Source organism: Mesorhizobium sp. WSM2561, assembly GCF_000513915.1.
Lineage (GTDB): Bacteria > Pseudomonadota > Alphaproteobacteria > Rhizobiales > Rhizobiaceae > Mesorhizobium > Mesorhizobium muleiense.
Window position 1 is genome coordinate 219884 of record NZ_AZUX01000006.1, and the last position, 18466, is coordinate 238349.

The 18466-nt window shown below is 62.0% G+C and carries 14 protein-coding genes and 3 pseudogenes; 6 read left to right on the top strand and 11 right to left on the bottom strand.

Translation table 11 applies throughout. The features are described from left to right. A complete protein-coding gene (locus tag M727_RS0110145; protein WP_027152600.1) occupies positions 1–1020 on the top strand; it encodes an ABC transporter permease in 1020 nt (339 codons plus the stop codon). Positions 1021–1082: 62 nt separating this feature from the next. After that, a complete protein-coding gene (locus tag M727_RS0110150) occupies positions 1083–2138 on the top strand; it encodes a substrate-binding domain-containing protein (protein ID WP_027152601.1) in 1056 nt (351 codons plus the stop codon). Positions 2139–2394: 256 nt separating this feature from the next. On the opposite strand, the pseudogene M727_RS36175 reads toward M727_RS0110150, so the two are convergent. From M727_RS36175 to M727_RS0110175, 5 genes and pseudogenes are all read right to left on the bottom strand, one after another. Beyond that, positions 2395–2550 (bottom strand): annotated as a pseudogene (locus M727_RS36175) (type II toxin-antitoxin system ParD family antitoxin); the annotation flags it as partial. 114 nt (positions 2551–2664) lie between these two features. Continuing rightward, the gene (locus tag M727_RS0110160) at positions 2665–2937 is read right to left on the bottom strand and encodes a type II toxin-antitoxin system mRNA interferase toxin, RelE/StbE family (protein WP_027152602.1); all 273 of its coding nucleotides are present in this window, start codon (positions 2935–2937) and stop codon (positions 2665–2667) included. A 1-nt stretch (position 2938) separates the two neighbouring features. Next, the gene (locus M727_RS0110165) at positions 2939–3196 is read right to left on the bottom strand and encodes a type II toxin-antitoxin system RelB/DinJ family antitoxin (RefSeq protein WP_027152603.1); all 258 of its coding nucleotides are present in this window, start codon (positions 3194–3196) and stop codon (positions 2939–2941) included. A gap of 111 nt (positions 3197–3307) precedes the next feature. Continuing rightward, positions 3308–5362 (bottom strand): bifunctional aldolase/short-chain dehydrogenase, encoded by a 2055-nt coding sequence (locus M727_RS0110170; RefSeq protein ID WP_027152604.1) that lies wholly within the window; start codon positions 5360–5362, stop codon positions 3308–3310. An 83-nt stretch (positions 5363–5445) separates the two neighbouring features. After that, positions 5446–6411, bottom strand: coding sequence for a sugar-binding transcriptional regulator (locus tag M727_RS0110175; RefSeq protein WP_027152605.1), 966 nt, complete (start codon positions 6409–6411; stop codon positions 5446–5448). 189 nt (positions 6412–6600) lie between these two features. On the opposite strand from M727_RS0110175, the gene M727_RS0110180 reads away from it, so the two are divergent. Both M727_RS0110180 and M727_RS0110185 read left to right on the top strand, forming a co-directional pair. Continuing rightward, complete coding sequence (locus M727_RS0110180; protein WP_027152606.1) at positions 6601–8238, top strand: acyl-CoA synthetase; 1638 nt, start codon at positions 6601–6603, stop codon at positions 8236–8238. A gap of 356 nt (positions 8239–8594) precedes the next feature. Further along, on the top strand, positions 8595–9743 hold the full coding sequence (locus tag M727_RS0110185) for an amidohydrolase (protein WP_027152607.1): 1149 nt from the start codon (positions 8595–8597) through the stop codon (positions 9741–9743). Positions 9744–9763: 20 nt separating this feature from the next. Here the strand turns inward: M727_RS0110185 and M727_RS36180 are convergent, their stop codons facing one another. The 3 genes from M727_RS36180 to M727_RS0110205 all read right to left on the bottom strand — a co-directional run bounded on the left by M727_RS36180 (position 9764) and on the right by M727_RS0110205 (position 12245). Next, on the bottom strand, positions 9764–10606 hold the full coding sequence (locus M727_RS36180; protein ID WP_156941511.1) for a hypothetical protein: 843 nt from the start codon (positions 10604–10606) through the stop codon (positions 9764–9766). A 339-nt stretch (positions 10607–10945) separates the two neighbouring features. Continuing rightward, on the bottom strand, positions 10946–11839 hold the full coding sequence (locus M727_RS0110200; protein ID WP_027152609.1) for a PhzF family phenazine biosynthesis protein: 894 nt from the start codon (positions 11837–11839) through the stop codon (positions 10946–10948). A gap of 52 nt (positions 11840–11891) precedes the next feature. Next, on the bottom strand, positions 11892–12245 hold the full coding sequence (locus M727_RS0110205) for a VOC family protein (RefSeq protein WP_027152610.1): 354 nt from the start codon (positions 12243–12245) through the stop codon (positions 11892–11894). 228 nt (positions 12246–12473) lie between these two features. On the opposite strand from M727_RS0110205, the pseudogene M727_RS39825 reads away from it, so the two are divergent. Continuing rightward, a pseudogene (locus M727_RS39825) lies at positions 12474–12608 on the top strand (TetR/AcrR family transcriptional regulator); the annotation flags it as partial. A gap of 552 nt (positions 12609–13160) precedes the next feature. After that, on the top strand, positions 13161–13715 hold the full coding sequence (locus M727_RS42995; protein WP_348627156.1) for an MFS transporter: 555 nt from the start codon (positions 13161–13163) through the stop codon (positions 13713–13715). 598 nt (positions 13716–14313) lie between these two features. Here the strand turns inward: M727_RS42995 and M727_RS0110220 are convergent. The 3 genes and pseudogenes from M727_RS0110220 to M727_RS0110240 form a co-directional block, all read right to left on the bottom strand. Further along, a complete protein-coding gene (locus M727_RS0110220) occupies positions 14314–14751 on the bottom strand; it encodes a nuclear transport factor 2 family protein (protein WP_027152611.1) in 438 nt (145 codons plus the stop codon). Positions 14752–15422: 671 nt separating this feature from the next. Further along, a pseudogene (locus tag M727_RS36190) lies at positions 15423–17047 on the bottom strand (BCCT family transporter). A gap of 787 nt (positions 17048–17834) precedes the next feature. Next, positions 17835–18464: a TrkA family potassium uptake protein gene (locus tag M727_RS0110240; RefSeq protein WP_051505580.1), complete on the bottom strand. Its 630-nt coding sequence runs from the start codon at positions 18462–18464 to the stop codon at positions 17835–17837. Between the last annotated feature and the right edge of the window lie 2 nt (positions 18465–18466).

The following is an 18466-nucleotide window of genomic DNA, read 5'->3' on the forward strand; positions in this document are numbered from 1 at the left end:
ATGAGTTCGGGTTGGATTGAGATGGCAGCCGCGCGTGACCATGCCATCCGGTACGGGTTCATCATTCTGCTGTTCGGGTTGATCGCCTATTTCGCTATCGCCGCCGGCGGTTTCGTCTCGCCGCAAAGCGCCGTCTTCATCTTCCAGTCGGTGGCCATTACCGGCGTGCTGGCGCTTGGCGTCACCGCCACCCTGGTCGTCGGCGGCTTCGATCTGTCGATCGGCTCGGTCGCCACCAGCGCCATGATGGCGGCAGCCTATGTCATGGTTGTGCTGGAGCAGAACGCCGTCGTCGCGGTTATCGCCTGTCTCGCGATCGGCGTCATCGTCGGCCTCATCAATGGCTGGCTGATCGTCTATATGCGCGTGCCGGATCTCCTGGCGACGCTTGGCATGATGTTCCTGCTCGTCGGCCTGCAGCGCATCCCGACCGAGGGCCGCTCGATCGCCACCGGCATGACGATGCCTGACGGCTCGGTCGCCAACGGCACGTTCGGCGCCGGCTTCCTGGCGCTCGGCCGCCACCGCTTCGATTTCTTCATCCCCAACCTCATCCCGGTTTCGGTCGTCGTCCTGCTCGTGCTTGCGGTGCTGATCTGGTTCTTTCTCGAATACACCCGTTTCGGCCGCATGATGTATGCGGTCGGCAGCAACGAACGGGCTGCCGAACTCGCCGGCGCGCCTGTCAAGGCATACAAAATCTGGGCATACGTTATTTCAGGGGTTTTTGCCTCGATCGGCGGCATTTTGCTCGCTGCCCGGCTTGGACGCGGCGACATCGCCTCGGGTAATAATCTCCTGCTCGACGCAGTGGCTGCGGCGCTCATCGGCTACGCGGTTCTTGGCGCCGCCAAGCCGAACGCCTTCGGCACGGCTGTCGGCGCGGTGTTTGTCGGCGTGCTGCTGCAGGGCCTGACGATGATGAACGCGCCCTACTACACGCAGGATTTCATCAAGGGCGTGGTTCTCGTGGTTGCCCTGGTCTTCACCTTCGCCCTGTCCGGCAGGGGCAACAGGTAGGATTTCGACGGACAGGATTTTCGACCGGCTGAAATTTGGGTTCAACAAGTGGAGGAGACACCATGAAGATCACAAGAAGAGTTTTGGGGAAGGCAGCGCTCGGGCTTGCCGGTGCTGCGCTGCTGATGCAACTGCCGGCAATGGCGCAGGACAGGCCGGCTCCGTTCGACAAGCCCGGCGCCGTCAAGATCGCGCTGGTCCGCTATCTCTCGACCGGCGACTTCTTCCAGGCCTATCTGTCCGGTGTCGAAGCGCAGGCCAAGGCGCTTGGCGTCGATCTGCGCGTCCTCGACAGCCGCCAGGACGCCGCCCTCCAGGCAGACATGGTCGACCAGGCCATTGCGCTCGGCGTCCAGGGCATCATCATCCAGCACGGCTTGACGGAATCGATGAAGGAAGCCGCCCAGCGCGCGGTCGACGCCGGCATCAAGGTCGTCGCCTTCGACGTCAACGTCGAAAATCCCAAAATACCGCAGATCGAGCAGTCCGACCGCGACCTTGCACGCCTGGCGCTCGAGCAGGCAATCAAGGACAATGGCGAGAGCTGGAAGGCCGCCTACGTCTATGTCGCCGGCATCGCGCCGCTCGACCGCCGCAACGAGACCTGGGTCGAGTTCAAGAAGAAGTATCCGGGCATCAACGAGGCGGCGATGTTCGGCACGCTCGACAATCCGATCGCCAATTCCGTCGCCAACCAGGCCCGTTCGGTGCTGTCAGCCAACCCCGACATCAAGGTGATGTTCGCGCCCTATGACGAATTCGCCAAGGGCGTGAAGATCGCCGTCGACGAAGCCGGCCTGTCGCAAGACATCAAGATCTATTCGGCCGACATCTCGACCTCCGACATTGCCGCGATGCGCGAGCCCGACAGCGCCTGGGCGGCGACCGCTGCCACCAACCCGGCCGTCGTCGGCCAGGTTTCGGTGCGCGCGCTGGCGCAGCTTTTGGCCGGCGAAGACCCCGGCCAAAACGTCATCGTGCCGCCGACGCTGATCACCCAGAAGGACCTGCTCGACAAGGACATCAAGAACATGGAAGACCTCTCGGCCAAGCTGCCGCAGTTCGCCCATGCCGATGTCGCGATGCCGGCCTGGATGCCGAACCCGAACGCCAAGTAGGATCTAACACAGGTAAGTGGAAAGAGCGGCTCGCGGGCGGGCCGCTCTTTTCCAGGTCTGAATGCCTGCTCCGTCAGCCTCTCTGGTTTCACAGCCAGTGCTCCGGATCGCGCATCCCGTGGACGATCGCCCCGACCAGGACGCCTTCCAGCTTCGGTTGTAGATGACGATATAGCGGCCTTCGATGAGCACGCGGGCCGTCACTGTTGTGCAAATATCCTGCAGATCCTGCGAGGCGCTCGGCGTGAGCCGATATCTAGCCACGGGCGCGGCGTTCTGCTTTCAAACCGCGTATGAACTCGGCGGGTTCGACTTCCACCGGCTTGGCGCTGGCCATGCCGTCGGCATAGGCCCGCTTCAAGTGTTCCAACTCCAAGGCGCGCAATTCCTCGCGCTGTAGCGGGGTGAGGGATATGGTAAGGGTGCGCATGGGTTGGCTTAGCCTATATTCCAATAGTCCCGCGGCGAGGGATGGGCAAGCTTCCAGCCCGCAGCGCAACAAATCCTGAGTTCCGTGCCGCCCCGGCTACTCGTTGAACAGATCAGAATGCGAGCCGGTGCGAGCAAGTTGTAGCTCATCGCCGGCGACACGATAGATCAAGAGCCAGTCCGGTTCGATGTGAGCGTCACGATAGCCTTTCCAGTCGCCCTTCAGTGGATGATCCTTATAACTCGCTGGGAGTTCATCGCCGGCGAGTAGGAGGCCCAACAGCGCGCGCAGCTTGCCAAGATCTTTGCCACGCTTCTTCGCACGTTTCACGTCACGGCGGAATTGCCCGGATCGAACAGGCGCCAGCACATCAGATTTCCAGGTCCTTGAACAACTCGTCGGCCGAGGCGAAACGCTTGCCCTTGCCCTGTTCCAATTCGGTCATCGCCTTTCGAGTGGTTGCGTTCGGCACCTTCACCGGAAAGGGAAACTCCTTGTCGGCGGCGACGCGGACCAGCAGCAGACGGATGGCGTCGGAAACGGACAATCCCATTGCCGCCAAGGCTTCCGTCGCCTGTGCCTTTGTCGCCGCATCGATCCGAGCGCGGACCACGGTTTCCGTTGCCATATTATGGCTCCTTGCAGTTGAGCTACAATGTAGCCACGAAACGACATACTCGCAAGCCGTCCGGTCCAGTTCGTACCGCTCGAAAATGTGCGGCGTTTTGAGCGACATGCATTACCGCAGCGCCGCCGCGATGTTGCCGCCGTCCACCGTCGTCACATTGGCGGTGGTGCGCTCTGCCAGCGCCTGATGCAGGAAGGCCTGGGCGACGTCTTCGGCCGTCACTTCCTGCCCGAGCAGATTGCCCGCCATGTATTCCTTTGCCGATACCCCGCGGGCGCTCGAACGGCTGGCGATCATCGCGTCGGTCAACAGCCCGGAACGGATGCGGTCGGCGTTGACGGCATTCGAGCGGATGCCATGGGCGCCGTAGTCGACAGCATATTGCCTGGACAGGAAAAGCGTCGCCGCCTTTGGCATGCCATAGGCGCCGAACTTCGGACCCGGATTGATCGCCTGCTTGGAGGTGTTGAACAAAAGCACGCCGCCGGTGCCCTGCTCGAGCATGATGCGCACTGCGTTCTGCGCCGCCGACTGGTGGGCGAAGAAATTGAGTTCGAAGCTCTTGCGCAAAGTGGCGTCGTCGAGTTCGCCGATCCTGCCTTCCCAGGCTGCACCGGCATTCGAGACGAGGATGTCGAGGCCACCGTAGACGGCAACGGCCTTGTCGAAGGCAGCGCGCATCTGCGCCGGGTCGGTGATGTCGGCGCCGACGCCGATCGAACCATTGCCGGCCTTTTTTGCCGCCTCCGTCGCCCTCGCCGCGTCGAGATCGACGACGACCGCATGGGCGCCGTTGTCGGCGAACAGCTTTGCCGTGGCGGCACCGATCGCGCCGGCGCCGCCGGTGACCAGCACAACCTGGCCGGTCAGCGGCTTCGGCTTGTTCGCGGCGAGCTTGGCCTGTTCCAGCGACCAGTATTCGAGCGGGAACAGGTCGGCCTTGGACAGCGGATGGAAATCGCCGATTGCTTCGGCGCCGCGCACCGCCTCGATCCACATCTCACCGACGTCGGAAGCAATCTTCGCGTCCTTCAGCGTGCGGCCATGGCCGAACATGCCGAGCCCCGGCACCAGCGTCAGCCGCGGCATCTGGTCGAGCATAGTGCGCTTCACATCGTCGAGCGCGTCGTTGGTCTCGAAGTAGGCGCGATAGTCCCTGGCGAAGTTTTCGACATGCTGGTGAATGACGGATTTGTAGTCGCCGATCTTGTCCGCGTCGGGCGCCGGCAGCGCCATCGGTCCGGTCTTGATGCGGATCGACAGGTCGGGTGTCGACACACCGCGCCCGGCATAGTCGGCAATGTCTGCCGAATTGATGAAATCGACGATCGCGTCCGAGGTGCGGAAATCGCTGATCATGCGGTCGAAGCGGCCTTCCCCGCGCGCCACCGCCACCGCACCGCGCAGCATCGGCGCAATTTCCGCAGGCTTCGCCAGCCTGGCCGGCAAGGCGGCTTTTTCGCTGCGCGGCTTGCCGTGGCTGGCGATGAAATCCTCGGCGACGTTCACATAATGGATCATCCGGTCGTAGGCCTGCTTGGCATCGTCGCCGAAGGTGAAAATGCCATGCTTGTCGAGGATCAGGCCTTCGACCGTCGGGTCGGCGTCAAAGACGTCGGCAGCCGCCTTCGCCAGGTCGAAGCCCGGCATGATGTAGGGCACGAACCCCATCTTGTTGCCGAAGACCTTCTTGCTCAGCGCCTCGCTGTCGTTCTGGTCGACAATGGCCAGGATCGCGGTCGAGTGCGTATGGTCGACGAATTTATGCGGCAGGAAGGCGTGCAGCAGCGTCTCGACCGATGGGTTCGGCGAAGACGGATCGATCAGGTTCACCCGCTGCAGCGCCACCATGTCTTCGTCGGAGAGTTTTTTGAGCGACCGCGCCTTGAGCAGCGCGCCGAGCTTGACCGCCGGCAGGCCCTGCGGCTCGATGACGCCCATGTCCCAGCCGCTGCCCTTGACGCAGAGCACGTCCCATTCGTCGCCGACGAGATCGGTGGCCTTTGTCTTGCACGATGTGTTGCCGCCGCCATGCAGGACAAGCCGCGGTTCGCCGCCCAGAAGCCTGGTCGTGTAGACGCGCAGCGCCAGGTCGCGTGCCACGCCCTTCATTGCATAGTCGGCAACCAGCTTTTCCGCATCGCCGTCATTCCACAGGTTCTTCATGTTCGCTTCGTCCGGTTGTTTTTGTTGTGAAACAGGAATGCCGCGACGCCTTGAGACAATGCCTTCGCGGCGGCTTGTGTTCTCTAGGCGACCTTTTCTGCGGCGGGTCCGGCATGGTCGAGCAGCCGTTGCGCCATCCGGGCGCCGACCACCAGATGCGTGCATAGCCCACCCGCGATCGCCGCCACCAGCGGTCCGAACTTGCTGTCCTCCTGCACCACCACGAGACGCTTCTCAATCTTGCACAGCGATGACAGCTCCGCCGAAATGATCCGCCTGTTGTAGCTGCAGTCGAGCGCCTTGCCTTGCGCGTCGATGATCTGACCGGCGATGACGCCGGCAGCCCCGGCACGACGCAGCACCTCCATTTCGCTGGCAGTCAACGCGCCGCATTTGACGACATGGCTGTCGGCATCGACGGTGCCGACCGAGTAAAGCGCCAGATTGCACGCACTGATGCCCGACAACTGCTCGCGGATCACCGGTTCGGCGCGCAGGCCGCGTGCCAGTTCCTCTGTCGTCAGCACCAGCGGCGCATAGAAATTGAGTCCCTTGGCATTGAGCCGGCGGGCGATTTCCATGGTGCATTGGTCGGGGCGGTAGGAATAGGGAGCTCCCAGATTGCCGCAGAGCTGCACCACCGTGACATCCTGCAGATCGGCATAGGACATGATGTCGGCGATCGTATAGATGGTCCTTCCCCAGGCGACGCCGATGCGATCGCCCTTCTTGATCAGCTCGAGAAAGACGCTGGCCGCCAGCACCGCGATGTCGGTCGACGGATCGGCGACATGGCCGTTTTCCGGTGCTATCCAGACGGCATCGAGCTTCAATGCGTCTTCGAGTTTGCGCGCCATGACGTCGTCGGTGAAAAGCTGGGTCGAGGTCGAGATGTTGACGATGCCGGTCTCGCGCGCCTTGCGCAGATACATGGCGACCGAGGCTCGGGAAATCTTGAGCTGGCTGGCGACCTGGTCCTGGCGCAGGCCGTGGGCATAGTAGAGCCAGGCGGCCTTGTGGATAAGCTGTTCTGCCGGTCGGATCGCCATGCCATCTCCTCGCTGACATTATTCACGGCTGTCGACAAAAGTCAAACCGAGCGCGAGTAAACGATGCCCTTTCGCTTGCTTTATCTAGATCATCATTGTGCCAAATGTGCCCCATCGTGGCATCGTTGGTGGTGACGGGCCCGAAGTCTGTGGGTAGAAGGTCTCGATCAGACATTAGGGGAGGACGGGATGGGCAATCCCTACGAACAGGATCTCGGCAGGAATCCAGCCAACCACCAGCCGCTGACGCCGCTCAGCTATCTGGAGCGGGCGGCAAAGACCTTTCCCGACCATGTCGCGATCATCCATGGTCGCCAGCGCACGACCTATCGCGATTTCTGGCGGCGGTCGCTGAAGCTTGCTTCGGCGCTCTCCAGGCGCGGCATCGGCAAGGGCGACACCGTCACCGTCATGCTGTCCAACACGCCGCCGATGCTGGAAGCGCATTTCGGCGTGCCGATGACCAAGGCGGTGCTGCATTCGCTCAACACCCGTCTCGATGCCGCCGTCATCGCCTTCCAACTCGACCATGCCGAGACCAAGGTGCTGGTCGTCGATTGTGAATTTGCAAATGTCGTCAGCAAGGCGCTGGCGCTGGCCAGGGTAAAACCGCTGGTCATCGACTATGACGATCCCGAATACGCCACTGACGCGCCTTATCCCAAGGGCGAGCGGATCGGCTCGCTCGACTACGAGACCTTCGTCGCGGGCGGCGACGAGGATTTCGCCTGGTCGATGCCGGACGACGAATGGGATGCGATCTCGCTCAACTACACCTCCGGCACGACAGGCAATCCCAAGGGCGTCGTCTATCACCATCGCGGTGCAGCACTGATGGCTTATGCCAACACCATCCATGCCGGCATGGGCAAGCATGCTGTCTATCTGTGGACGCTGCCGATGTTCCACTGCAATGGCTGGTGCTTTCCGTGGACGCTGGCCGTGCAGGCCGGAACTCATGTCTGCCTGCGCTGGGTGCGGCCGAAGCCGATCTACGACGCCATCGCCGACCATGGCGTCACCCATCTGTGCGGTGCGCCGGTGGTGATGTCGGTGCTGATCAACGCCAGCGACGAGGACAAGCGGCAATTTCCGCAGACGGTCACCTTCAACACCGCCGCGGCACCGCCGCCGGAAGCGGTGCTGTCGGGCATGGCCGATGCGGGTTTTGCCGTCACCCACCTCTATGGCCTGACCGAAACCTATGGCCCGGCGGTCGTCAACGAATGGCAGGGCGAGTGGGATGGGCTGGAGAAGGGACAGAAGGCGGCGAGGAAGGCCAGGCAAGGCGTGCGCTATGCCGCGCTCGAGGATCTGACGGTGATGGACCCCGAGACGATGGAGGAGACGCCGGCCGACGGCGAGACGATCGGCGAGGTCATGTTCCGCGGCAACATCGTCATGAAGGGCTATCTGAAGAACCGCAAGGCGAGCGACGAGGCCTTCGCCGGCGGCTGGTTCCACTCGGGCGACCTCGGCGTCATGCATCCCGACGGCTACATCCAGCTCAAGGACCGCTCCAAGGACATCATCATTTCCGGCGGCGAGAACATCTCCTCGATCGAAGTCGAGGAGGCGCTCTACAAGCACGGCGCCGTCGCCTCCTGCGGCGTCGTCGCCAGGCCCGACGACAAATGGGGCGAGGTGCCGGTCGCCTATGTCGAGCTGAAGCCGGGCAAGACGGCGACCGAGGCCGAGATCATCGACCACTGCCGCGCGCTGCTCGCCCGCTTCAAACTGCCGAAAGCGGTGATCTTCGCCGAAATCCCCAAGACCTCGACCGGCAAGATCCAGAAGTTCCGGCTGAGGGAAATGGCCAAGGGGTAGCAGAGCAATTCCAGGAAAAGTGCGCAGCGGTTTTCCGTCCGGAATTGCGTAAAAACAGATATTTAGAGCGGGTCGGCGGTTCTATCAAAAGCTGAACCGCTCTAGAGTCAGGACCCATTAATCGGGTAAGCGTAACGACCGTTTCGAGCCAGAGTTAACCTACAGAACCCCATCCGGCTGCAGTCGAGGAGGGATCATAATCGGCACCGATGGTGCCCTTCTTTCAGCGCTAGAGCGGTTCAGCTTTTGATAGAATCGCCGATCCGCTCTATCTTTTGTTTTGACGCAATTCCGGACGGAAAACCGTTTCACACGCTTCCTGGAATTGCTCTAGCGCCAAGCAGAGCAGGAAAAACATGACCCTGACCAATCGAGACATTGTCGAGCTGACGGCATGGCGCCGCAGGCTGCACCAGCATCCGGAAATCTCGAATGAGGAAGAGAAGACCGCGAGCGAGGTTGTCGACTTCCTCGCCGACACAGCGCCGGACAAGGTGCTGACCGGATTGGGCGGCCACGGTGTGGCGGCGGTATATGAAAGCGGCAAAGCCGGTCCGACAGTCCTGTTCCGGTCGGAACTCGATGCGCTGCCGATTTATGAGCTTTCAGGCGTTTCTCATTCGTCCCTCGTACCGGGAAAGTCGCATATGTGCGGCCATGACGGACATACCGCGATCCTGGCCGCACTTGGCCGCCAGTTCGGGCGCGAAAGACCTGCCCGCGGCCGCGTCGTGCTGATGTTCCAGCCGGCGGAGGAAACCGGCAATGGCGCGGCCGGCGTCTTCGCCGATCCGCGCTTTTCCGAGATCGCGCCGGATTTGGCCTTCTCGCTGCACAATTTGCCCGGTGTGCCGTTCGGTGAGGTGCGTATCAAACCCGGCGTGGTCAACTGTGCTTCACGTGGCATGCGGATATTGCTGGAGGGCAAGACCGCGCATTCGTCGATGCCCGAAACGGGTGTCTCGCCAATGATGGCGGTCAGCCAGATGATGCCGGCACTGCCCGCGCTCGGGCGCGGAACCTTCGCTGACGACGATTTCAGTATGGTGACCGTCACCCATGCCCTGATGGGCGAAGCCGTGTTCGGCATTGCGCCGGGAATTGCAGAAGTGTGGGCGACGCTGCGCACAAGGCGCGATGAGCGCATGGCGGACCTGTGCGCCGCCGCGGAAGCGCTGGTGGAAAAGATCGCGGGAGAGCATCGGCTTTCGGCCCGCTACGACTATCACGAGATCTTCGTTGCCAGCGTCAACGCGCCGGATGCCGTGGAACATCTGCAGCGCGCGCTCGACGAAGAAGGCGTGCCACGCACAGAGGAAGCCCTGCCGATGCGCGCTTCGGAAGATTTCGGCGTGTTCGGACATAGCGCAGCGTCCGCCATGTTCTTCCTCGGCGCCGGCGAGCGGTACCCTGCGCTGCACAACCCCGACTATGACTTTCCAGACGACCTGATCCCGATCGGATCCAGAATATTCATGCGCACGGCGCGCAACCTTCTGGGCTGATTGGCTCCCCGGGTGGCCACCTATTTGAGCAAAATCTCGATCTCAGGCGGGATATTAATGACGTCGCCCGGTTCGTCATCGGTTCCACCAATGACGTAGCCCGGTTCGTCCGAGTATGAGAAGACTTTCGTAATGATGCCTGATTTGAGCGCTTCAGCACTCCATACGTCATAGAGGCCCTCCGGCGTTGCCAGGCCCATCATCACGAACACGTCGCCGCTGCGGACGCCCATTTCGTCGAAATAGTCGGAAAGCATCCGCTTCAGGGCCGGATCAGGCCTCGTAGAAATTTCATCGAGGTTTCTGCGTCCCGTCGGCGTAGGCGCTCTTTTCCTGCCGTCCGTTATTTGATGGAGAGCGATCCTGGCATTGACAGCCGCGGCGCGGACATGCCCCCCAGCCAAGGCGAAGGGGCAAGCCGAGAAACAGTACGCCCCGCCTGCGTGAACTTCGCCTTCCGACCAGCCGTTCTTGACGATCTTTTCGGGACAGCGCGGCACCAGCATCGGGCAGCCGTTCAACACCGTTCTGCCCACCGCGGTTTCGAGGCCAGCGGCCCGGATCATGCGTCCAATCCAAAGCGCCGAAGCCACGTTCCCCCCGCCAGACTGAAACACGACGGGAAGCCTTTGGCCCTTCAGCTTGGTCAGAAACTGCTCAAATTGTCTGCCAGTGTCAGCTGTTATCGTGCCCTCGGCAGAAATCCATTGGACGCAGCTTACCTTGCAATCGCCGTTCCGAACCAGAGCGAAATTCATCGGCCACGCTTCGGGTGTCTTCTGCTTTGCGGCGGCCGAAGCGGTAGCAACCAAGGCCACAAGTAAACCTGCGACGATGAAGCAGAATGTCGTCAGCAGACCCAAGCGAGTTGTCATGATGAAAAGCCCCCCAACAGCAGAATAATTGCTATCGCCTCGGGCCCCTCTGACACAACCTCTTTTATATGTTCGGCGACAGGGGCGCGCATCCGTTGCGCAAGCCCGGGGACCTCAGGCACCACACGCTGATCCGCGACGGCTATCGGATCGACTGGGCGGCCTGGCTCGCCAGCGCGGGGGGTGAAGGCGTCGATCCGCAGAGCGGCCTTACCTTCGATTCCGCCACCTTCGCGGTCGAGTCGGCCGTCCAAGGCGAGGGCGTGGTGCGCCATCCGCACAGGCACAGGTTCGCTGCCTGCGCGGCCACCCGGACTACACCTTCGACTAGATCGAAAACGCCCCGCTCGCCACCACGATGCCACGTCCAGACACGCTCACCGAGCCGGCATCGACATCGACCTCGATGATGCTGGTACGTCCGAGCGCCGTGCCTTGCTCGATCTTGATGACGCCGGGCTGCGCAAGACCGTGTGCCACCAGATGTGCGGCGAGCGGACCAGCCGCCGTGCCGGTCGCCGGATCCTCGGAAATGCCGACAGTCGGGTTGAAAAACCGTGCATACGCCGTGGTTTCGGGCTGCCGTGGATCGAGTGAGAAGACGTAGCAGCCTTCCCCGCCGACCTCGTTGAGCAGGTCGAAAAGCTGTTTGGCGTCAGGTGAAATCCGGTCGACGGCTTGGCGATCGCGGATCGGCACCAGGAGATGGGCAGCACCGGTCGAGACCACCTGGCAAGGCACGACGTCCGTTATTTCATCAGTATTTAGGCCAAGTGCCGTGGCAAGAGCGCCAAGGTTTGAGATCTGCCGGCCGGCCACTGGGGTTTCTTGCCGCATAATGATCTTTTCGAGTTTTCCCTGGCTTTGCCAGATGGCCAATGGATATACCAAGTCGCCGATCTGTTGGTGAAACCATGTCGGGCCATCGCCCAGCTCGAGCCGCCCGGCGGCAGCGAGCCACCACCAGGCCCCTAGCGTGTTGTGGCCGCCTGCGCCGAAAACCTCCACGCCTTTCGGCGTGAATGAGCGCAATTTCCAATCGGCGTCCGCCCGGGTCGCCGGCAGGACAAAAGTGGTCTCGGACTGGTTGAACTCACGGGCAATGTTCTGCATCAGCTCGAGCGCCAACTCGTCACCGCCATCGACCACCGCAAGGGAATTGCCGGTCAGCGGCTCTACCGCGAAGACATCGACGAAATGAAATGGAATTGTTCTGCTCATGGTTTTTCCTCCGAGAACCGCAATTGGGCCCGTTCAGTTTGCAGAACAATCTCTACCGAAGATGCGAGAGCACGTTGAGCAGCTTGCCGGTCGGGTCGGCAATGAAGAAGCGTCTTACGCCCCACGGTTCGTCGGTCAATTCATAGACCACTCTGCAACCAATCTCGTTTGCGCGAAGATAAACCGCATCGACATTGTCGACCTCGATCGACAGATCAGGCACCGGAGTGCCGGAGCCGCCCTGGCTGGCGATGCTGATCTGGGGGAAGGTGGTTTCGCTGGACGCCAGCGTGACGAGCCAGCCGTGATCCATGACGGCATCGAGCCCGAACAAGTCGGTATAGAACTTCCGGACATCCGGAATGCTGTCTGTTGCGATATTCGAGACGATGCGCAGCACGGTCATTCCATGTCTCCTTCACAGCTTGGCGTATCTCCACAGCTTCGATGATAACGCATTGCTGCGCTGCGGGGACCCGCAGCAGGCTTCGTTAACGCTGTTCACGCCCAGGTTGTATCAACGGATGTCACCGGTCGTCCAGAAAGGTAACATCACCTGTTGACAGGCGGGCGATTTCGAATTACGAGTGACGAAATTCAAAATTCGTCACTCGTAATGAGCTAATGATACATGATGCATGACACCCTCGACACGACGGCTGACCTGGTCCGGCAGGAGAATGTCGCGCGCATCCTCGATTGCGCAGAGCGACTGTTCCGCCACTACGGCTACGGCAAGACCAATGTCGCCGACATAGCCCGTGATCTCGCAGTTCGCCGCGACTTCGCTGTGGTTCGCCGGCAATGCGGTGATGCCCGACCTGCAGCGCAGCGCCGGCCTGCCGGCGTCCGCCGTCGGCGACATCACGATCGCCGTGCAGCTCGGCTTCATCGCCGGTACGCTGGTCTTCGCCTGGCTAGCGATCGCCGACCGCTACTCGCCGCGCATCATCTTCTTCCTTTCCACGCTCGCCGGCGCGGCGGCCAATGCGGCGACGCTGGCGAGCGGCGGTGAGTTTCTGCCCCTGCTCGCGGCTCGGTTCGCAACCGGCTTCTTTCTCGCCGGCATGTATCCCGTAGGCATGAAGATCGCGTCGGGCTGGTACGACCGCGACCTCGGGCTCGCGCTCGGCTGGCTGGTCGGGGCGTTGGTGCTCGGAACGGCATTTCCCCATCTCATCCGCGGCCTGGGCGGCGATCTGCCTTGGCAGGGCGTGATCCTGTCGGTCTCGGCGGTATCGATCGCCGGCGGTCTGGCGATGCTCTTTCTCGTGCCGGACGGGCCGCAGCTCAGAGCGGGCGCGAAGTTTGACCCGGCCGCATTCGCGACGATCTTCCGTCGGCCTTCGGCTATTTCGGCCACATGTGGGAGCTCTACGCCTTCTACGCGTTCCTGCCGGTGCTGCTGGCGGCGCGACTTGGCAGCGACGGCGCGACGGTTTCGATGTGGAGCTTCGCGGCGATCGCCACCGGCTTTCTCGGCTGCATGGTCGGCGGCTACCTTTCGCGGGAGATCGGCAGCGCGCGCGTTGCCTATATGCAGTTGTCGGCGTCCGGCCTGTGCTGCCTCGTCTCACCGCTGGCGTTCCTGGCGCCCTTGCCGGTGTTCCTCGCCTTCCTGTTGTTCTGGGGCGTGGTCGTTGCCGGCGACTCGCCCCAATTCTCCACGCTCAACGCCCGTTTCGCCCCGCCGAGGCTCGTCGGCTCGGCGCTGACGATCGCCAATTGCATCGGCTTCTCAATCACGATCGTTTCGATCGCGCTGCTTGACTGGCTGATTGAAACCGCCGGACCGCAGTATGTTTTCGTGATGCTGGTGCCCGGGCCGGTGCTCGGGCTGGCGGCATTAAGACGGCTGGCCGCGAAGCCGGCGTAAGGAACAGCCGTGGCGGCACTGTGCCGCCGCGGCCGGGGATGGTGATGAAGCGGACGCCGAGACCGAAGGACGACATGACCGAGTAGAGTTCATCGCCTTGGCTGCGGAGTCAGTCCAGCGAACCAGCAGTCGCTGACCTTCATCCTATCTCCACTGCCGGCGAGCCGCGAGGTCTGCTGAGAGGTCGTGAACGGAACGGCTGCTCTTCGCATATGGTTCCCGAAAGCAGACTTTCCGTTTCCGGCCCCGATCAGGTCGTTCGGGGTACCGCCGCCAAATGTCCGCAGGTGGCGCACGTGGGCGGTTGGTGCGTTCCGACTTCAGATTGCCTGATGAGGCTCGGCAAGGTCCGGCCTGGGTGGAATGTTGCCATTCGTCTCGTCGACCGGAACGAGCAGGTAGCGCCTTTCGCGACGTTCATGGCGCATCTACAAACCTGACGTTCGCGCTATGGCTTGATGGGGACCCAAAGCGGCCGTCCGATGCTGCGAGCCTGATGACATGGGCCGACCCTTCGCAAAGAACGGACTGAAGAATAGCCGCGCTGCCGCAGCAAGGGGTTTGCGAGATCGACCGCTCCCCAAAACCACAACCGCGCCTATTGGCGGAGTACCGAATCGGCCGGCTGAGCCGTCATTATCGGATCGGCATGACGATGCACAATCTTCCAGAGACCATCTTCTGGGCGAAAGACGCTCGTCACGCGTAACGCTAGAGGTGTGACATCGCTCCGACCGCCAACCTTGGACCTGAGCTGCTCTACTTCGACGAGGTATGCCAGCTCAGACGTCACACACTTCGCTATGCTCTCGAAGCCGGTAGCGTCGCCGTCCCTGTAATTCGATGCCGCTTGCTCCATCGTCTCAGCGACCTGCTTCCATCCATGCGCGAAAGGGCCAAAGGGATTGCCCAGTGTTACATCGTCTCGTTGGGAAAAGAGCTTCTTCGCAGGCGCGGGGTTTCCTTTCATGAACTCATCCAGGGCTAGGTGGTATTTTTCAACTGCTTGATCGAAGTCATTGGCGTCGAGAGACACGTCATCCTCCCTGTCGTTTTATTTCTGATCCGGACTGGCGACTCCTGCAGGTTCAACATTCTGTGTGTCCGCAGCGGTGAGGCATTTCCCTAACTGCGGCGCAGCGCAGGTTGGCTTGGTCAGTATAGCAGGGCCAAGACAAGTTTCGCGACAGCGTTTTGAGACGGCTCGGCAAATGGCCGGTTTCCACCCGACCGCGATGTAGAACGCTCCGCGGCTGTACGGCAGAACGAATCCTTCGGCTGGCTCGGTCGCGCCAATTCCGGCCCTTCGTTGCACTTCTCCATTCCGGACCTTCGCTCTGCGGCTCGTGTTGTGAAGGCTTCCGGACGCCGGCCCCGGGGCACGTCAGTTCGCGCAGAACGTCGGCATCCGCAACCCTTCACAACAACAGCGCTTGGGCAAGCAGGCACCGGAGGTCCGGTATCTAGCTCTAGCGCGAAGTGAGCTTCTCAGCAGACGTGATATTCTCTGCGTCCAAGTCGCTTAGGGTAGAATTTCGCCCTCTCCCGCAAACGACCCCTAAAGAGGCCGGGGCGCTTCGTCTGCTCGGCGGACGGACGCCGTCGGTCACTTTGGCTTTTTGTGGTTGTCGGCATTTTCGTCGAACTGCACCTGGTAGCTCACCTCGATCTTGGCGAGGAACGGAAGCAAGAAGGCGGCGGTGATCTTCAGCTGGCCCTTATGGAAGCCGTCCGGCCGCGATTTATCAGCGCGGTTTCCGACTGAAGCGTCTTCCACGTCGCCACCATCATGAGCAGCAGCAGCAGGGCGAAGGGGAAGCCGGTGGCAATGGCGCTCGCCTGAAGTGCGGCGAGCCCGCCGCCGAGCAGCAGCGCAATAGCGACCAGGCCTTCGAACGTGGCCCAGAAGACGCGTTGCGCCACCGGAGCGTCGACCTTGCCGCCGGCGGTGATGGTGTCGATGACCAGCGAGCCCGAATCCGATGAGGTGACGAAGAACACCATCACCAGCACGATGCCGATAAGCGAGGTCAGCCCCGCCAGTGGCAGCGGCTCCAGCATCCGGAACAGCGACAGTTCCGGCGTGTAGGCCACGACGGTCTCCTGCACGCCCTGATAACCGTCGTTCAGGAACTGCGAAAGCGCGGTGCCGCCAAAGGCCGTCATCCAGAAGATCGACGCGATCGTCGGGATGAGCAGCACACAGACGATGAATTCGCGCACCGTGCGGCCTCTCGATATGCGGGCGATGAACATGCCGACGAACGGCGACCAGGAAATCCACCAGGCCCAGTAGAACGTGGTCCAGCCATGCACGAACTCTTCGTCGGTGCGCCCGAAGGGATTGGACAGCGCAGGCAGATGGGTCACGTAGGACCAGGTGTTGGTGAAGAAGCCGGCGGCGATTTCCACGGTCGGTCCGAGGGCGAAGACGAAAGCCACCAGCAGTACGGCGAGGACCATGTTGATCTCGGACAGGCGCTTGACGCCTGCGTCGAGGCCGGCGACGACCGAACCCAGCGCGACGGCCGTGATGCCAGTGATGAGCAGAACCTTCATCGTATCCGTCACCGGAACGCCGTAGAGGAAGTTGAGGCCGGCCAGCGCCTGTTCCGCGCCGAAGCCGAGCGAGGTCGCCAGGCCGAAGAGCGTGGCGAAGACGGCCATGATGTCGATAACATGGCCGATCCAGCCGCGAACGCGTTCGCCGAAGATCGGATAAAAGGCGGAGCGCACCGACAGGGGCATGCCCTTGTTATAGGCGGCCAAAGCCAGCGACAGGCCGACGACCGCGTAGATCGCCCACGGATGCAGACCCCAGTGATAGATGGTGGCGGCCATTGCGGCTTCGCGCGCGGCCTCGACCGCGCCGGCATTCACCACGCCGTCGGTGACGGGGCCGGTGATGCCCAGAGGCGGGTTGTTGAAGTGATACATCGGCTCCAGCACGCCGAAGACATCAGACCGATGCCCATGCCGGCGGCGAAAAGCATCGAGAACCAGCCAGCATAGCCGAAATCCGGAATGGCGTCGGCCCCGCCGATGCGCACGCGCCCCATCGGCGACAGGACAATTGCGAGGCAAAACAGGACGAACAGATTGCCGGCTATGATGAACAGCCAGTCGAAGGTGGAGGTGAGCCATACGCGCAGGTCGGCGAGCGCCGGGCCGACGGAATCCCTGAAGATCAGGGTGAAGATGACGAAGCCGACGATGACTACCGCCGAGACGAAGAAGACCGGATTGTGAATGTTCAGCCCCAGAACGAGGATATTGTCCTGGCCGGCTTCGAGGCCATGTTCCTCGGTCGCGGTCGTTTCAACAGATGACATGCTTCCCTCCCTGAGCTTTCGCCGTGCATCGGTTCGGCCATCGGCGCACATGGCCGTTCGCAACGGTGACTCGGTTATCCAAGCGTCATGGTCCTGATTGCGACATCGTTACGACAATTGCGAACTGATGTACGACTCTGGCGCGCAGCAAGGCCATACCCGAATTGCCGCCACAACTCGCGCAGCTGAAGCCGACCCCGCGAAAGCCCACCGGCCACGCACTGAGATGATTGGTGGCGAAAAGGACCAAAGCCAATGCGCCAGTGTTTGCCGGAGACGGATTGTCGAGTGCGCGCATCTTGCCGGCGTGCCGGCGCTGCTGCGCCGGTACGATCGGCGCCGGCGGAGATCGTTGCGCCTTCCGCTCTGTTGCGGCCGCTGGCTTAATATGAGGCACTGGTGGGAGGCGGCTGGTGATGACAGCAGTCGATCACGAGATGTTGGTCGCAATGCTCGACCGGCTGAAGCTGACCGCGATCCGGGACCAGCTCGACACGCTGCTGGACGAAGCGTGATATTGCGCCCCAAGGTCTGGTTTCAGGGAGGAAATTCGGTTCGGGAAGGTCTGCCTTGGTCCCGAGCGCTGGTTGCTCTCAATGTCCGGCTTTGGGAACAGATATAGGCTCCGGAAGGTCTCGAACGGGTCACGAGTTCTGGTCGGGCCCAATGTCCGGTTTCTGGAAGGAAAATGGGTCCCGGAAGGTCAAGATTGGGTCACGGAACGAAATTTGCACGACGGTGCCGCTCTGCGTCTGCAGACCACTAGGACCAGCCAATCCTCATTCCGTCAGGCGATAGCCGCGAATTTTTCCACCAGCTTTGTCGGACCGGATACGATCAGAAGATCGCCGAGCTCTATGACGGTTTCCGGGGTGGCGTAGGTGAAGTCGGTCTGCGGCCGTTTCACGCCGACGACGGTGATGCCGTACTTGCTCCTTACGGCGGACTCCGCCAGCGTCTTGCCGACAGCCTCCCGCGGCGCCCTCGTCTTCACAATCGCGAAGCCATCGTCGAATTCGATGAAGTCAATCATCTTGCCCGTCACGAGATGCGCCACACGCTCGCCCATCGCGGCCTCCGGATAGACGACGTGGTGTGCGCCCGTCCGCTCCAGGATACGACCGTGGTTCGTGGTGACCGCCTTTGCCCAGATGTCCGGCACACCCAGCTCGGCGACCGCCAGAACGGTCAGGACGCTGGCTTCGATGTCCGTTCCAATCGCGACCACGACATGCCGGAAATCCTGCACGCCGAGACGCCGCAGGACGTCGGCGTTGGAGCTGTCGGCTTCCACCACATGGGTGAGCTGGCTTGACCAGCTCTGGACGAGTTCAGCACTCTCGTCGATGGCCAGAACATCGTGACCGAGACGGACGAGGGACTGGGCAACGGCGCCGCCGAAGCGGCCGAGGCCGATGA

Bases quoted from the DNA above. Each gene is read 5' to 3' on its own strand.
- M727_RS0110145 (WP_027152600.1), top strand. From the start codon at position 1: ATGAGTTCGGGTTGGATTGAGATGGCAGCCGCGCGTGACCATGCCATC.
- M727_RS0110150 (WP_027152601.1), top strand. From the start codon at position 1,083: ATGAAGATCACAAGAAGAGTTTTGGGGAAGGCAGCGCTCGGGCTTGCC.
- M727_RS0110165 (WP_027152603.1), bottom strand. From the start codon at position 3,196: ATGGCAACGGAAACCGTGGTCCGCGCTCGGATCGATGCGGCGACAAAG.
- M727_RS0110170 (WP_027152604.1), bottom strand. From the start codon at position 5,362: ATGAAGAACCTGTGGAATGACGGCGATGCGGAAAAGCTGGTTGCCGAC.
- M727_RS0110175 (WP_027152605.1), bottom strand. From the start codon at position 6,411: ATGGCGATCCGACCGGCAGAACAGCTTATCCACAAGGCCGCCTGGCTC.
- M727_RS0110180 (WP_027152606.1), top strand. From the start codon at position 6,601: ATGGGCAATCCCTACGAACAGGATCTCGGCAGGAATCCAGCCAACCAC.
- M727_RS0110185 (WP_027152607.1), top strand. From the start codon at position 8,595: ATGACCCTGACCAATCGAGACATTGTCGAGCTGACGGCATGGCGCCGC.
- M727_RS0110200 (WP_027152609.1), bottom strand. From the start codon at position 11,839: ATGAGCAGAACAATTCCATTTCATTTCGTCGATGTCTTCGCGGTAGAG.
- M727_RS0110205 (WP_027152610.1), bottom strand. From the start codon at position 12,245: ATGACCGTGCTGCGCATCGTCTCGAATATCGCAACAGACAGCATTCCG.